This is a genomic window from Larkinella ripae (assembly GCF_054780775.1).
The window spans coordinates 1-14,253 of the sequence record NZ_BAAGVR010000033.1; the positions used below are offsets into that span (position 1 = coordinate 1).

Consider the following 14,253-nt stretch of genomic DNA (forward strand, 5'->3'; position numbering starts at 1 on the left):
TTACTGAATTGTCTCTTCTCATTTTCACCCATTTTGTCCACTTTCATTTGACGACATACAATTCAAAGGATAAGGGATGAACTTGTCGAGAGTTTAAAAAAGCATTCTGAAGTCTGCCAACATCCTGACTCGTGTTCTGAATCCTTAGGTTCAGAACAAGCTATAAACTCTATGAACAAGCGGTTAGACGAAATGGAAAAATATATTGAACCTGCTTTTCTTCAAAATATCTCTCCTGAGCAATCGCCCAATCATCCAACAGAACACACAACTGCCCGGCAAGTGATCGCTATTCGTTTTTTGCTACAATACGCAAAAATTAACGTGTTGAATGACAAATCTGCTGAACGTTTCATCCATTTTTTAACGGGAAAAAGTAAAGACAATATCTATAAAGCTTGGAGGGTAGCATCAAATAAGGATTTAGAAACAAACCGAGTCGATGATTTACGCTTTGTAAGAAAATTTTTTGAAGATTTAGGAGCAAGCGAAATAGTGAAAATGATTAATAATGAGATAGATACTGAATAGGTCAATAAGTTTGGGTAACTGATTTGGGTTACCTAAATACTTTTTACGCCTGAATATTTGGCCCAACGAAAACGCATAAAATCGTTGAGCCAATGGAAAATATAGTTCTTACACAGTTATCAATCCCTGAAGTACGGCAACTTTTCCGGCAAGAACTGGAAAATTTCTTCACCGCCCGTCCACCTGCACCGCCAAATTCGGCGGCTTCTACTGAAGACCTGTACACCCGTCAACGAACGGCGAAAAAGCTAAAAATTAGCTTACCAACATTGGATGACTATACCCGCCGGGGCATTATCAAAGGCTACCGGGTTGGCCGTCGTGTTTTGTATCGTCCCGACGATGTAGAAGCTGCTTTAAAGGAAATTAACACGGTCAAGTATCAAAGAGCCTAAATAGAAACGGGCTTGTCCCCACAAGCCCTTATTTCTAACCTCAAACATAAAGCAAGGCTATGACAAACGATGCTTCACGGGGCAAATATACGAGGTTGAAACGTACACCGAATATTGACCCAACTTTCAATTTTGATGTGTGGCAAGCTAGCCAACCCGAAACGGCCATTCCGATTGATGAGCTAAGACGGGACACCGAACCCGGTACTACTGAGCCGGATTTGACTGAAAGTACAAGCGGTTTCCAATTGGAAACGGAAACATTTAATGCCGAATACTTTACCCAGGATATTTACAGCAACTTACCAGACTTATTAAAAAATGGCTGTTCAATCCTTACTGACCAAATTGAGAAAGAGGTTTTCTTGGTGGGTGCATTGGGCGTTGTTAGTGGTTTACTACCCAACGTTCGAGGTTTCTACGATACTCGGTTTTACAGTCCTAATCTGTACTGCTACATTTTAGCCCGTTACGGTTCGGGCAAAGGCTCATTAAACCTTTCGTACTGGTTGGGCGCAGTTGTACATCAACGTAAGAAAGAACAATATCAGAAAGCTTTGGCTGATTACAAGGTCGATCTAACCCGGTATCGCAAAGACCTGAAACGCTTTCAACAGGACAAAACAGGCAATGTTGAGGAGCCTACTGAGCCTACCGAACCGCCGTTAACTGTCTTGTTCATTCCGGCCAACAACAGCCGGACCGGAGCATTTGAAATGCTCAACAACAACGAAGGGCGGGGTATCATTTTTGAGACTGAGGGTGATACGTTGGCTGAAACCGTAAAGCAGGATTACGGTAACTACAGTGACGGTTTACGTAAAGCATTTCATCACGAACCGATTACTTACTACCGCCGTACCAGTAAAGAGTACTGCGAAATTGAAAACTCTCAACTGTCGGTTGTCCTTAGCAGTACGTTCGACCAGCTACTATGCTTGATACCCACCGTTCAAAACGGATTGTTTAGCCGGTTTCTTTTCTACGAACTGACCCCTAATCCAAAGTTCAAGGACGTATTCGATTCTCGGAAAAGTCAGTACCCGGCTTTCTTCAAGGGATTAGGTGAGCAATTTGCCGAAATCTATGATCACTTGTCAGGACTGAATGAACCGTTGACCATCCAATTAACGACCGATCAGCAACGCCAATTTGTCCAATTATTTCAGCATTGGAAAGACGAAGTTCGGGAGTACGTAAGTGAGGATTTAGACGGTTCAGTAAACCGATTAGGCTTGATTGCATTTCGGGTAGCAATGATTCTAACCACACTCAGAGCCTTTGAGACGGGCGAAATCCCCGACGTACTAACCTGTAACGATTTAGACTTTGAAAATGCCTTACGGATTGTTGAGACGTTGAAACGACATGCGCTACGGGTGTTTTATCGGCTACCAAAGCCCAAAGAAGGGAATACAAACAATAAATACGCTGTCAAAGCTGATCAATTAGCAAAAGCCCGACAACTATTTAGCCAGGGGAAGAATTACGCTGAGATTGCGGCTGAAGTGTTAGGCGACGCTAAGAAGAAAGGAACAATCTGGAAATGGTTAAAAGCGTGAAAATGGGTTTCCCTGTTTCCGGTTTCCAAATGGAAACGAGGTTGATTCTGCACAAGGAAATGAACCAGCACCGCTACATCCTGCAACCCTATAAAGGGCCAGCCAGCCGCTACACTTGCCCAGCTTGTGAGCAACCCCGACAATTAAGCCGATACATAGACACTGAGACGGATGAACTATTACCCGATCATGTTGGCCGCTGCAATCGAGAATCGAGCTGCGGCTATCACTATACCCCTCGCCAATATTTTGAGGACAATAAAATTATGCTGGTGGGTACCCAGAAAAGAGATGAAAGGAGCATGCAGGATTGGATAAAGGACGTGCCTATTAATAAACGGCCTCAAACAATTTCTCAACCGTCGGTCCTGCCTTTTAAGCTATTCAAACAGAGCTTGAATCATTATGATCAAAACGAGTTTGTCAACGGCTTGTATGACCTGTTCAACGATAAAATCACGAACGATCTAATAAGTCGGTTTTATATAGGCACGTCGAAGCATTGGCCAGGGGCAACGGTTTTTTGGCAGATAGACCAGTACGGACGTATTCGAACGGGTAAAATTATGTTGTACGATTCGCTGACGTTAAAGCGAATTAAGCAACCTTTCAACCATATTGATTGGGTGCATAGCATTCTCAAAAAGCAGGGACGTTTAAAAAACTTCGAGTTAAACCAATGTTTGTTTGGACTGCACCAGCTAAAAGACCAACCCGTTAACCGGCAAATTGCTATTGTAGAAAGTGAAAAAACGGCTATTCTGGCAACGGTCTATTTGCCTGAATACATCTGGTTAGCTTGTGGCAGTTTGAGCAATTTAACGACTGAAAAATTACTACCCGTAGCTGGTCGCCCGGTTACGTTGTTTCCTGACCTCAACGGTTTTGAGAAATGGAGCCAGAAAGCTGAAGAGCTACGGTCGGTTATAGGTCAGCAACTTTCTGTTTCGACTGCTTTGGAAAAGCGGGCTACTGACTATGATCGACGGAAAGGCTACGATTTAGCCGATTATCTGATTCGTAACCGTGACTCCGTAGCGGGTTGGGCGTTGACCGATGCCGGGTATCCGTTATATTGGGATTATATACCGTTCACAATTTCGGTAGATTCAACAGATGGAACGCATGAGCCGACAAGCAAGAATGATTCGGCTAGAATAGCTTTGCCGCTAAGCCTGACCGAACGGGCATTGCAGCGGATGAACCAACGCAATCCGGTCTTGAATGACCTGATTGAAACGCTTGATTTGGTGAATCCCAAAACCGGCCAACCGTTTCGACTGATGGACCAATAACAGGCTATTAACAGGTTATGCTTCCCAGACTATGCGAGATGATATTTATAAAGACGGTATTGCGACTCGGTTTCAGAAAGGAAGGAGCGGCAACCCCAAAGGCAGACCGAAAGGTACCAAGGGCAAAGCCAAAATGATACGGCGTTGTTTGGGGGTAACGACCAAAGCAGATAATCAAGTTACAAGTGAGCAAATGATGCTAAGTGTAGAAGAGTTAATAACGCTTGCAATTCTTGCAAATGCCCTAAAAGGAGACTCGGCAGCTTACCGGGCAATTATGGATTCGGCTTATGGAAAAGTACGATAACCCACTAAACTGATGCAAAACGAACTAACCTTAACGGCCCGACAACGGAAGTTTGTTGAGGTATTTTGCGACTGCCTGAACGCAACTAAAGCCGCCAGAGCTGCGGGATACTCCTATGCCAACGCCCGGATTATTGGCCGTCAGAACTTAACAAAACTTAACATTGCGGCCTCTATTGAACAGCGAATGGCCAAATCAGTTATGACCCCCCAGGAAGCGGCTTACCGGCTTACCCAAATAGGGCGCGGAACGTTTGGACATTTTCTGGCAGTTGACCCGATTACCAATTTGGTTCGTATCGACCTCAGCACGGCCGATGCCCAGCAAAATACACACCTGCTAAAAAAGGTAAAGCAACGCCGAACGGTTCGATATACAAAGGGAGGGGAGATAGTAGAATCGACATACACCGAAATAGAACTATACGACGCCTTAGACGCGGTTTGGAAGATTCTGCAACTGCACACTCGTTTCCTTCATCTAAAATAAGCCGTCGGAAGTAGTTAACACGGTGGCTTATCGATCATTAGATGGTTAGTGAATTCGCATTTGATACGAGCAACTTAAAAATCGTAAAATTTCTAAGGGCAAATCTCTATTTTCGCCTTATTCTTCCGAGCAAATCTATGATTTTAGACATCCAGCAACAAAACGATAAAACCCAACCCAACAGCGACCAGCTCGCCATTCTGAAAGAGCATTTTCCGGCCTGCTTCCGGGCTGATGGTTCATTTGATATAGAACGTTTTAGAGCCGAAATAGCCGACAAAATCAACGTTGTGCAGGAAGGCTACGAACTTAAATTTCTGGGTAAGAGCTACGCCAAATTACTGGCAAGCACCGACACTACTACCGTCATTCAACCCAACGAATTCCACAACAGCCTGCCCGAAAATGTCCATAGTCAGAACATTTACATTAGTGGGGACAACCTCGATGGCTTGAAACACCTACTCAAATCGTACTATCGAAGCATTAAGTGCATCTACATCGATCCGCCTTATAACACTGGCACCGATGGCTTTGTGTATCAGGATAAGTTTAACTACACCAAAGAGAGCTTACAGGAAAAACTCAGCATTAGCGAAGAGGAAGCTGCCCGCATTTTGGACTTAACCAAACGTGGCTCGGCCTCACACTCGGCATGGCTTATGTTTATGTACAGCCGCCTGCTGCTCGCCCGCGACTTACTGACTGACGATGGCGTCATTTTTATCTCTATTGACGACAACGAGCAAGCTAACCTCAAACTGCTTTGTGATGATGTGTTTGGGGAGGAGAATTTTGTAGCAACATTTCCGTGGAAAAAAAGAACAGCAAAGAGCGATGTTCCTTTTGGAGTGTCGCAAGACTATGAGTGGGCATTAGCTTATACGAAAAAGCAATTTCAAGCAGGATTATCTATTGAAAGAAAATACTTTCAAACTGATGACATTCCAAATGACCGTTGGAGATTATCGGATTTGACAACACAGAGAACAGAAATTGAACGGCCCAATTCAGCTTTTAAAATGGTTGACCCGAAGACGGGTATTGGTTATAAGTATAATCCAAAACGAGTTTGGGGAGTTTCGAAAGACACATTCCAAGGTTACTACGACAAAAGGAAAATTGTATTCCCTGGTGACTATAATTTTTTAAACATTAATGGACCGTCCTTCAGAGTTTTTGAAAGCGAAGACAGAGCAAAGGCTCTAAAAAAGTATGGAACCGAAGATGCACAAAAAGCGATTTCGACATTTCTGCCCAAAAGTGTTGGTATGAGCGAGGATGGAAATGAGAATATTATTGAGCTTTTTGATCAAAAATTGTTTTCTTTTCCCAAACCGGTTAATCTATTAAAGTTTTTTCTGAGCACGATTTCCGATAATGATTTCACGGTACTGGATTTTTTCTCCGGTTCTGGAACTACTGCACATGCTGTTCTGCAACTTAATGCCGAAGATGAGGGTCAGCGGAATTTTATAGCTGTACAAGTACCTGAGATATTGAGTGAAGAAAATACGTCGCAAAAGACTGCCTTTCAGTTTCTTCAAGAAAGCAATCTCCCCACCACTTTAGACTACATCGGCATTGAGCGCATCAAGCGGGCTGCTGTCAAAATCAAAGCGAGGTATCCGGACAAAGAATTGGATTTGGGCTTTAAACACTTCATCCTTCAGGAGCCTGCTCAAAACACATTGGATAAACTTGATAGTTTTGATAAATCGGCCTTTATTGTTGATACTAGCATTTTGGACGATTTTGGCAAGCCTACCATTTTAAATACCTGGCTCAACTCTGATGGCTATGGCCTTACCGCCACCGTTGAAGCGATTGATTTGGCCGGTTACACGGCCTACTATTGCCAGAAACATCTCTATCTCATAGACGGAGGCTTTACGCTCCAAAGCATGAAAGCTCTGCTCAGTAAATACGATGCTGAAGGACGCTTTAATCCTGAAAATCTGGTTTTATTCGGCTACAGTTTTCCCGATTGGAGCATCAATGAAATGGTGGAAAAAAACCTCCGGGTTCTCAACGACAGCGAGAAAAATTTGAAAGTTAATTTAAGTGTAAGGTACTAATCAAAGCTATGGAACTGATTCTAAAGAATGATTTACCTCATCAGGTAACTGCCTTTACCGCCATAGCTAATGCCCTGAGTGCGGAGTTAATTCAAAAAAACACGCTTTACTACCAGAACCCCATACTGGAATTAGACCCGCAAAGCTTGATGGCCAATCTTGCAAAGGTTCAGAAAGACAATGCTATTCCCAGCGAGTACAAAGCCAAGAATGAAATTGGCAAATATCTCAATCTGGATGTGAAGATGGAAACCGGCACAGGCAAAACCTACGTCTACACCACGGCTATGTTTGAGTTGCACAAACGGTATGGCATTAATAAATTTATTGTCATCGTCCCGACCCTTCCCATCAAAGCCGGTGCCAAACAGTTTATGCAGGACGGCTACACCAAGCGACATTTTAAAGACCAATGTGGCTTTGGTACAGAATTGGATGTGCTTGTCTTAGAAGCCACCAAGAAGAAAAAAGGAAAAAACTTTTTTCCGAGTGTGGTGCGCGAGTTTGTGACTGGTAGTAGTCAGAACACCAACAAAATTTATGTCTTGCTGACCAACATGAACCTATTGGGCGGCACCTCCAAAATACTGACCGATAACTACGACTACGGTGTAGAGGGTTTTTATAAGCCTATTGAGGGCATCAGAGCTACGAAACCGTTTGTTATTATCGACGAGCCCCACCGCTTCAGCAAGTCTCAAAAAACATGGGAGTTTATCGAAAAAGAAATTTGTCCGCAAGTCATTATTCGGTTGGGTGCTACGTTTCCTGATATAGAGATAGGTAGAGGTAGAAATAAAACAAAGCAGAAAGATTACCACAATCTGCTATATGATTTAAATTCCTTTCAAGCGTTCAATCAGAACCTCATTAAAGGCATTGCTAAAGAGCACTTTGAACCGATTAGTCGGAAGCCGATCAAAGTGAAGCTCATAGGGGTGCAAAGCAAAACGGCCGCCCGCTTCAATCTGATTCAAAAAGACGGCCCGACTCAACCATTTGAGCTTCGTAAAGGGGATAGCCTCGGCCTGATTGCGCCGGAGCTGGAGGGCATTGTCATCGAGGCTATCACAAACAATACGGTGGAGCTTTCTAATGGTCAGATAAAATCAACGGGCGAAGAGTTTAGCACGGATATTTACTCCACCTCTTATCAAGAAAGTATGATGCGGCTGGCATTGGAGCGTCATTTTGAAACCGAGCGAACAAACTTTAGCCGAAATGCCAAAATAAAAACATTGGCCCTGTTTTTCATCGATGATATTTATTCGTATCGCGTAAACGATGGGCAGGAAAAGCAACCATACCTGAAAGAAGCGTTTGAACGACTGTTAACCGAAAAGATAGAGGCAGTTTTGCCAAAACTCACCGAGCAGGAGAATGAATACAGGGACTATTTGCTGGCATCAAAAGCGGATTTAAACGCCACACATGCCGGTTATTTTTCGCAAGATAACAGCATTTCGGACGAAGCCATCGCGCAGGAAGTACAGGAGATTTTGTACGAAAAAAAGAAGCTACTTTCTATTGAAGACGAACAAGGTAAATTCAATACCCGACGGTTCTTGTTTTCGAAATGGACCTTGAAAGAAGGCTGGGATAATCCGAATGTATTTACGATTGCGAAGCTCCGAAGCAGCGGCAGCGAAAATAGCAAAATACAGGAAGTGGGTCGGGGCTTGCGCCTGCCCGTAGATGAGTTTGGGAACCGCATTTCCAACGAAGAGTTCAAACTCAATTATATCATTGACTTTACCGAAGCTGATTTTGCTGAAAAGCTGGTGAGCGAAATAAACGCCGATATACCACAGGGCTTTATTATAACAGATGAGGAACTGGCTAGGGTAGCAGAGAAATTAAATATCAGTCGTAACGATTTATTCAAAAAGTTGTTGATCAGTGACTATATTGACATGGACAGGAATATTGTGGTCGAAAATTCAGTAAAATTTTTTGAAGAGTACCCTGAATTTACAGTTGGTTTACAGCCGGGTAAAGTAGAAGACCGCAACAAAAATCAGAATAAAAAGATCAAAATTAGAAAAGCGGTTTTCGACGAGCTAAAGACCCTTTGGCAGGAAATAAACCGCAAATACATTCTGCACTACGAAAAGATAGAACAGGACAACTTTTTGTTTCGGGAGCTGCTTGAATTATTGAATAACGGGGTTTTTGCAGATACCTATATCATTAGCCGACGCGAAGAGCTTAACAGCAGCGGCACACAAGCAACTGTAAAAGAAGGTTCAGGTGTTCAATTTAAAATAAATAGACCGCTGCCTTATAATGAATTTTTGAAGCGTATCAACCGTCAGACCAATCTTCCGATCCAGTTATTGCATTCCGTAATCACAGAATACGCGGAAACGCATACTATCCAGTCTGAACGAATTAATGAACACAGCGCATCCAATTTTGTTAAATCATTTCAAGACTGGAAAATAAAGAAATTAAACGGCCGGTTCAGCTACTCAAAAGCTAACTTATTTGTAAAGGCAACAGCGTTGACTTATTCGGATGGAACGCCAAAATCCGAAATCACACAAGGAGTAATCGGCACTAAATTTATTGAGGGTAATCCTTCAAATAAATATCTCTACGATGTATACGCTTTTGACTCACAATTGGAAAAAAATAATTTGCTGGTAGATGGCATTCAAGAAATTATTGTGTATGGTAAAATTCCCAAAAGTAGCATTGCCATTCCTACGATTACCGGGCAATCTTATAGTCCCGACTTCATGTATGTAGTCAAAAAAGATAATGGAGAGAAAGTGCTCAATGTCATTGTCGAAACAAAAGACGTGGAGAATCAAACCACACTTCGTGCCATTGAACAGGCAAAAATTGACTGTGCAAAGGTGTTTTTTGAACAATTAACCATTGACGGATATAAAGTGGAGTTTAAAACGCAACTAAATAATAAGAAAATTAAACAAATAATTGATGAGGTAGCGGGAGAGTCAAATCAACCTGTATCAACTATTCTATAAATACTATTTTCTCTAAGAATTTAGGTTTCAACTGTGTGAAAGCACTCTTCATCTATGGCACGGATACCAACTTTTCGGGACAACTTTAATGATTTGCTGAAATTTAATCTTGCCGATTTGAAGAGACACGGTTACTTAGTTGGTTGGTGTTCACAAGTCCTTACTTGGACAAGAAACGGTAATAAACGAGGTAGCATACGTATCTCGGTCAATCTTGACTGCTTCTATCCTGGAAACTTTGTTGAGTTGGAGTACACAATTCATGAAAAAAAGATGAAGTACCGGATTGGCTTAGAACAACTTCCAAGCAATTTAGGGAAAGGGCAAGTCTGGTACTTTATATGCCCGTTGACGGGTGAACGTTGTAGGACGCTCTACGAGATAGGTAATTACTTTGCATCCCGTAAAGCCCAAAAGAATACGCTCTACGAATCGCAAACCTACTCCAAACATTATCGTTGGTTAGACAAGACTTTCGGTCCTGCTTTCAAATTGGACAATGCCTTTGATGATCTGTATAAACCATATACTAAGAAGCACTATCGTGGCAAACCAACACCTAAAGCTCTAAAAGTGTTGAAATGGAATCAGCTTAACCAAACTTCAGAAAAGCAGTATCCAGGCGGTTTAGATGGTTATATAAGTATTTAGGTTGTGAATATTTTAGAGAATGATGTTTAACTTAATAATTTTATTCAAAATTTATGATTCAACAGTTTCAAAATTCGTTCAAGATATTCTGGAAAGTAAAGGATAAGTACATTTTTATCTTTTTGATTATTATTTTTTATATATTAACAAAGTTGTTTGCATTTTATCCATTAAACGAAAAGGCTGATGTTAGTCAACTTCTTAATAATGTCGTACAGTTTTCTGCAATATTTTCTGCTATACTCATTACTTTCATAGTATCAAAAGTAATCCAGATCAGACAAGAAAGAATGGAAAGATACAAAGAAATAATCCAGCTTTCTAATAAAATTACTGATTTTAGAAGAATTGCCAGAGCTCTAAAAGATTGCCGTAATTTTTGGAACGAGCAAATGTTAAATAAATTAAATAATAAGTATAGAGAATTAGATCATTTTGCTATTCGTTTATGGGATCACGAGGATTATGCAGTCCCTGAAAAAAAGAAATTACTCGATGATTTTAATGCAGAGACTAATATTTGTGGAGCTTATTTATATCTTGAAATAAGAAGTCTTGTTATGGAGAATGTTTTTATTGATCAGACTCACTTGTATTCAGAGTATGATTACAATAAAGTATATACATTTGAAATATTAGAAAAGTGGTTTGAAGCTGATTCTGGTAATACAATTTGGACGTCTTTAGAATATAAGTGGGCATCATATTCCGGTTGTTTTAATTTCAATGCCTTTAGTTTAATTCAGCAAGAAGAAATAATTACACTATGTAAAAAAATAAATTTGCAAAAGTATAACGATAAACCATTTGATAGGCATTTAATAGCATCAATTGGTGATGAATTTCATACATACATTATACCTAGATTATACAGATTGGTATATTATAATTCTTTACCAATTCCTAATTCTTTAACTTTTATATTAACTATACTATTCTTGACTATAGTATCAGGAGTACTAATACCATTGCTGTTATCAGCTATTAAAGTTAATTTGCAAATACAATTAATTGCATCAAGTTTTGTTGCATATGTACTGATCCTGAGTTTGTTTTATTTTTTGCTTAAATTTAAAGGTATCTTAAATGAAGAAATTCAACTAAATAAAAGATGAAAAATATTTATTAGCTAAATTAATATACTTAAAATAGAATTTAACAAGCCGGATTATATATCTAGCAAAATATAGAATTTGAAAATTGTTCGAGAATTTGTAAGAGCTTGCATCAAAATTTTAATAATTAGAATAGAAGCGTTAAAATTAAATTTAGGCGATCAAATATAATGATCTCCAATTCTTGTACCAGCACTTAAGTTTGTGGAATGGTTGCTAACTTAGTCAATCATGAAAACAAAAAGCCGTCGTCAATTCACCTCAGAGTTCAAGGTGGAGTTAGCTTTGGAGGTATTATGTCAAAACATAAACCTGGCTCAGATTGCCAGTGAGTATCAACTGCATCCCCAAATGGTTCAAACTTAGAAGCTGGTGTTGCTAGCGGCTTCCCTGCTAGTATTTAAGCAACAAAAAAGAGCAGAGAAGCATTTAGATGAAACCGGGCCACTTTTCGACCAAATTGGTCGGTTACAACTGGAAGAGAGTTGGCTCAGAAAAAATTGGAGAACAGTCTCTAAGTCAACGGCGAGCCATGATTGAACGATCCCATGTTGAGTTAAGTCTCCGTCGGTAGTGTTGGCTGTTAGATATTAGTTGGGCGAGGTTATCTTATCAACCGGTAGCGGCTGACGAAAAAACCTAAAAATTGATGCGACGGCTTGATGAATGTGGCCCATCCAGCTCTGGGTCATCGGTGTTTGGTAGTACTCCTAAACCAAAATGGTTGGACGATCAATATTAAACACGCCCGTCGGTTAAGAGCTTTGATGGGCTTACAACGCAGTTTCCCCGGCCCAATATATCAACGCCCGGCGTACTTGAGAGGACTTTTGCATGGGACGCAAAATTGATTTAGTGCACAAAAACTACTTTTTGCTCGCCCCCAACTTTTCCGATTGATCCGATAAATCCTACGCACTCCACAACATTATGATTTGATCCTCCTTGATCCATAGTCAATCCGTCAACAAACCCGTCAACAGAACAAAAGCAAAAAGCCCGTATATATTTAATATACAGGCTTTTATAGATTGACTTATGCGGACCGGACGGGACTCGAACCCGCGACCTCCGCCGTGACAGGGCGGCATTCTAACCAACTGAACTACCGATCCATTTATTCCGCCTTCGGTTATTTCCCGAAAACGTGGTGCAAAGGTAGATGCTTTTTGAAAGAACGCAATACCTTTACAGAAAAAAACGATAAAAATGTATGAAAAAACCGTCGCCGTCCGAGTATCCAAACGGGAGTAATTTCGCTACCTACATCGATCTGGTTGATACCGAGAACGTTATTGATATTCTGCGGCAACAGTTTGCAATGGTCGAAAGTTTGTTTAAAAATTTAACGGTTGTGCAGCAGGAGTACCGCTATGCCGAAGGCAAGTGGTCGCCCAAGGAAATGCTGGGCCATATGATCGATACCGAACGCATTTTTATGTACCGGGCGCTGTGTATCGCCCGCGGAGAACAGCAGTCGCTGCCCGGCTTCGACGAGAATGCGTACGCGGATACCGGCAATTTTAGCCGCCAATCGCAGCAGCAGCTCCTCAATCAGTACGGTTTTGTGCGGCAATCCACGCTGGCGCTGGCCGAAACGCTGACCGACGAAGCCCAGGAGCGCATCGGAACGGCCAACGGACTCGCCCTATCGTCCCGCGCTTTCTTCGCTATTTTGGCTGGTCACGAACGCCATCACCTGAACGTGCTGGCGGAACGCTATGGATTCAAATGAGAATAAAGGATATTACAAACCTGCTGGAAGCCTGGGCCCCGCTGGCTTACCAGGAAAGCTACGACAATGCGGGTTTGATGGTGGGCGACGGGGCCGTTGAGGTGACAGGTGTGCTGGTGACGCTCGACATTACGGAAGCGGTTCTTGAGGAAGCCATTCAAAAAAAATGCAATCTCGTCGTGGCGCATCACCCGATCGTTTTTCGCGGATTGAAAAAGCTGAACGGCCGGAATTACGTGGAGCGCGTTGTCATCAAGGCGATTAAAAACGACATCGCGCTCTATGCCGCTCATACCAACCTCGACAACATCGCCGGTGGCGTCAACTTCCAGATTGCGGATAGACTCGGCCTGCAAAATGTCCAAATCCTGGCTCCGAAAACGCAGGTACTGACAAAACTGGCGGTTTTTACGCCCTATGAAGCCGTGCAAACGGTCTTGAAAGCGTTGTACGAAACCGGTGCCGGGCAAATTGGAGCGTACGAACACTGTTCGTTCCGGACGGGCGGAACCGGGACGTTCAAACCGCTGGCCGGAGCGAATCCGACCGTGGGAACCGTCGGAACAGACGAGGAGGTACAGGAACAGCGTATCGAGGTAATTTTTCCGGCCTATCTGGAGAAAACGATGGTGGCTGCCCTGAAAAAAGCCCATCCGTACGAAGTGCCGGCCTATGATCTGTATCCATTGATCAACGAAAATCAGGAGGTGGGTTCCGGGGCGGTTGGTGAGTTGCCGGAAATGCTGAGCGAAACCGCCTTTTTTGCCTATCTAAAGGAAAAAATGAATCTTTCGGTCATTCGTCATACTTCCTTGCGGGGGCAGCCCGTGCGCCGGGTGGCGGTGTGTGGTGGAGCGGGCGGTTTTTTACTGAACGATGCGGTTCGGGCCGGAGCGGATGTATTTATTACGGCTGATTACAAATACCACGAATTTTTTGACGCCGACCAGCGTATTATCATTACGGACATTGGACATTACGAAAGCGAAGTATTTACTAAAGACTTGATTCAGCACTATTTGTTGAAAAAAAATCTTACCTTTGCGGTAATTTTGTCCGAAATAGACACTAATCCGGTGTCCTACTACTTTTAGGCAGCAAA

General features: G+C 42.2%; 12 protein-coding genes and 1 tRNA gene. 12 read left to right on the forward strand and 1 reads right to left on the reverse strand.

Going from position 1 to position 14,253, the window contains the following annotated elements; translation table 11 throughout:
- The first annotated feature begins 171 nt into the window (after positions 1–171).
- From ACYVHX_RS28350 to ACYVHX_RS28395, 10 genes are all read left to right on the forward strand, one after another.
- On the forward strand, positions 172–531 hold the full coding sequence (locus ACYVHX_RS28350) for a hypothetical protein (protein WP_460675095.1): 360 nt from the start codon (positions 172–174) through the stop codon (positions 529–531).
- A gap of 92 nt (positions 532–623) precedes the next feature.
- Positions 624–926, forward strand: coding sequence for a helix-turn-helix domain-containing protein (locus ACYVHX_RS28355; RefSeq protein ID WP_460675096.1), 303 nt, complete (start codon positions 624–626; stop codon positions 924–926).
- A 59-nt stretch (positions 927–985) separates the two neighbouring features.
- Positions 986–2,488: a DUF3987 domain-containing protein gene (locus ACYVHX_RS28360; RefSeq protein WP_460675097.1), complete on the forward strand. Its 1,503-nt coding sequence runs from the start codon at positions 986–988 to the stop codon at positions 2,486–2,488.
- Positions 2,489–2,547: 59 nt separating this feature from the next.
- On the forward strand, positions 2,548–3,783 hold the full coding sequence (locus ACYVHX_RS28365) for a DUF6371 domain-containing protein (protein ID WP_460675098.1): 1,236 nt from the start codon (positions 2,548–2,550) through the stop codon (positions 3,781–3,783).
- Between the two features lie 31 nt (positions 3,784–3,814).
- Entirely contained in the window at positions 3,815–4,090 is a 276-nt protein-coding gene (locus ACYVHX_RS28370) for a DUF5681 domain-containing protein (protein WP_460675099.1), read from the forward strand.
- A 12-nt stretch (positions 4,091–4,102) separates the two neighbouring features.
- Positions 4,103–4,579 (forward strand): terminase small subunit, encoded by a 477-nt coding sequence (locus ACYVHX_RS28375; RefSeq protein ID WP_460675100.1) that lies wholly within the window; start codon positions 4,103–4,105, stop codon positions 4,577–4,579.
- A gap of 137 nt (positions 4,580–4,716) precedes the next feature.
- Entirely contained in the window at positions 4,717–6,657 is a 1,941-nt protein-coding gene (locus ACYVHX_RS28380) for a DNA methyltransferase (RefSeq protein ID WP_460675101.1), read from the forward strand.
- Between the two features lie 8 nt (positions 6,658–6,665).
- Complete coding sequence (locus ACYVHX_RS28385; RefSeq protein ID WP_460675102.1) at positions 6,666–9,650, forward strand: type III restriction-modification system endonuclease; 2,985 nt, start codon at positions 6,666–6,668, stop codon at positions 9,648–9,650.
- A gap of 54 nt (positions 9,651–9,704) precedes the next feature.
- Positions 9,705–10,301, forward strand: coding sequence for a hypothetical protein (locus ACYVHX_RS28390; protein WP_460675103.1), 597 nt, complete (start codon positions 9,705–9,707; stop codon positions 10,299–10,301).
- A gap of 290 nt (positions 10,302–10,591) precedes the next feature.
- Complete coding sequence (locus tag ACYVHX_RS28395) at positions 10,592–11,416, forward strand: hypothetical protein (RefSeq protein WP_460675104.1); 825 nt, start codon at positions 10,592–10,594, stop codon at positions 11,414–11,416.
- 1,041 nt (positions 11,417–12,457) lie between these two features.
- Here the strand turns inward: ACYVHX_RS28395 and ACYVHX_RS28400 are convergent.
- A tRNA-Asp gene (locus ACYVHX_RS28400) sits at positions 12,458–12,531 on the reverse strand.
- A gap of 98 nt (positions 12,532–12,629) precedes the next feature.
- Here ACYVHX_RS28400 and ACYVHX_RS28405 point away from each other — a divergent pair.
- Positions 12,630–13,151 (forward strand): DinB family protein, encoded by a 522-nt coding sequence (locus ACYVHX_RS28405; protein ID WP_460675105.1) that lies wholly within the window; start codon positions 12,630–12,632, stop codon positions 13,149–13,151.
- The gene (locus tag ACYVHX_RS28410) at positions 13,148–14,245 is read left to right on the forward strand and encodes a Nif3-like dinuclear metal center hexameric protein (RefSeq protein WP_460675106.1); all 1,098 of its coding nucleotides are present in this window, start codon (positions 13,148–13,150) and stop codon (positions 14,243–14,245) included. Before ACYVHX_RS28405 ends, ACYVHX_RS28410 begins: the two co-directional genes overlap by 4 nt.
- Positions 14,246–14,253 lie beyond the last annotated feature (8 nt).

Excerpts from the sequence above, each read along its gene's own strand:
- ACYVHX_RS28350 (WP_460675095.1), top strand. The coding sequence starts at position 172 with ATGAACAAGCGGTTAGACGAAATGGAAAAATATATTGAACCTGCTTTT.
- ACYVHX_RS28355 (WP_460675096.1), top strand. The coding sequence starts at position 624 with ATGGAAAATATAGTTCTTACACAGTTATCAATCCCTGAAGTACGGCAA.
- ACYVHX_RS28360 (WP_460675097.1), top strand. The coding sequence starts at position 986 with ATGACAAACGATGCTTCACGGGGCAAATATACGAGGTTGAAACGTACA.
- ACYVHX_RS28365 (WP_460675098.1), top strand. The coding sequence starts at position 2,548 with ATGAACCAGCACCGCTACATCCTGCAACCCTATAAAGGGCCAGCCAGC.
- ACYVHX_RS28370 (WP_460675099.1), top strand. The coding sequence starts at position 3,815 with ATGCGAGATGATATTTATAAAGACGGTATTGCGACTCGGTTTCAGAAA.
- ACYVHX_RS28375 (WP_460675100.1), top strand. The coding sequence starts at position 4,103 with ATGCAAAACGAACTAACCTTAACGGCCCGACAACGGAAGTTTGTTGAG.
- ACYVHX_RS28380 (WP_460675101.1), top strand. The coding sequence starts at position 4,717 with ATGATTTTAGACATCCAGCAACAAAACGATAAAACCCAACCCAACAGC.
- ACYVHX_RS28385 (WP_460675102.1), top strand. The coding sequence starts at position 6,666 with ATGGAACTGATTCTAAAGAATGATTTACCTCATCAGGTAACTGCCTTT.
- ACYVHX_RS28390 (WP_460675103.1), top strand. The coding sequence starts at position 9,705 with ATGGCACGGATACCAACTTTTCGGGACAACTTTAATGATTTGCTGAAA.
- ACYVHX_RS28395 (WP_460675104.1), top strand. The coding sequence starts at position 10,592 with ATGGAAAGATACAAAGAAATAATCCAGCTTTCTAATAAAATTACTGAT.
- ACYVHX_RS28405 (WP_460675105.1), top strand. The coding sequence starts at position 12,630 with ATGAAAAAACCGTCGCCGTCCGAGTATCCAAACGGGAGTAATTTCGCT.
- ACYVHX_RS28410 (WP_460675106.1), top strand. The coding sequence starts at position 13,148 with ATGAGAATAAAGGATATTACAAACCTGCTGGAAGCCTGGGCCCCGCTG.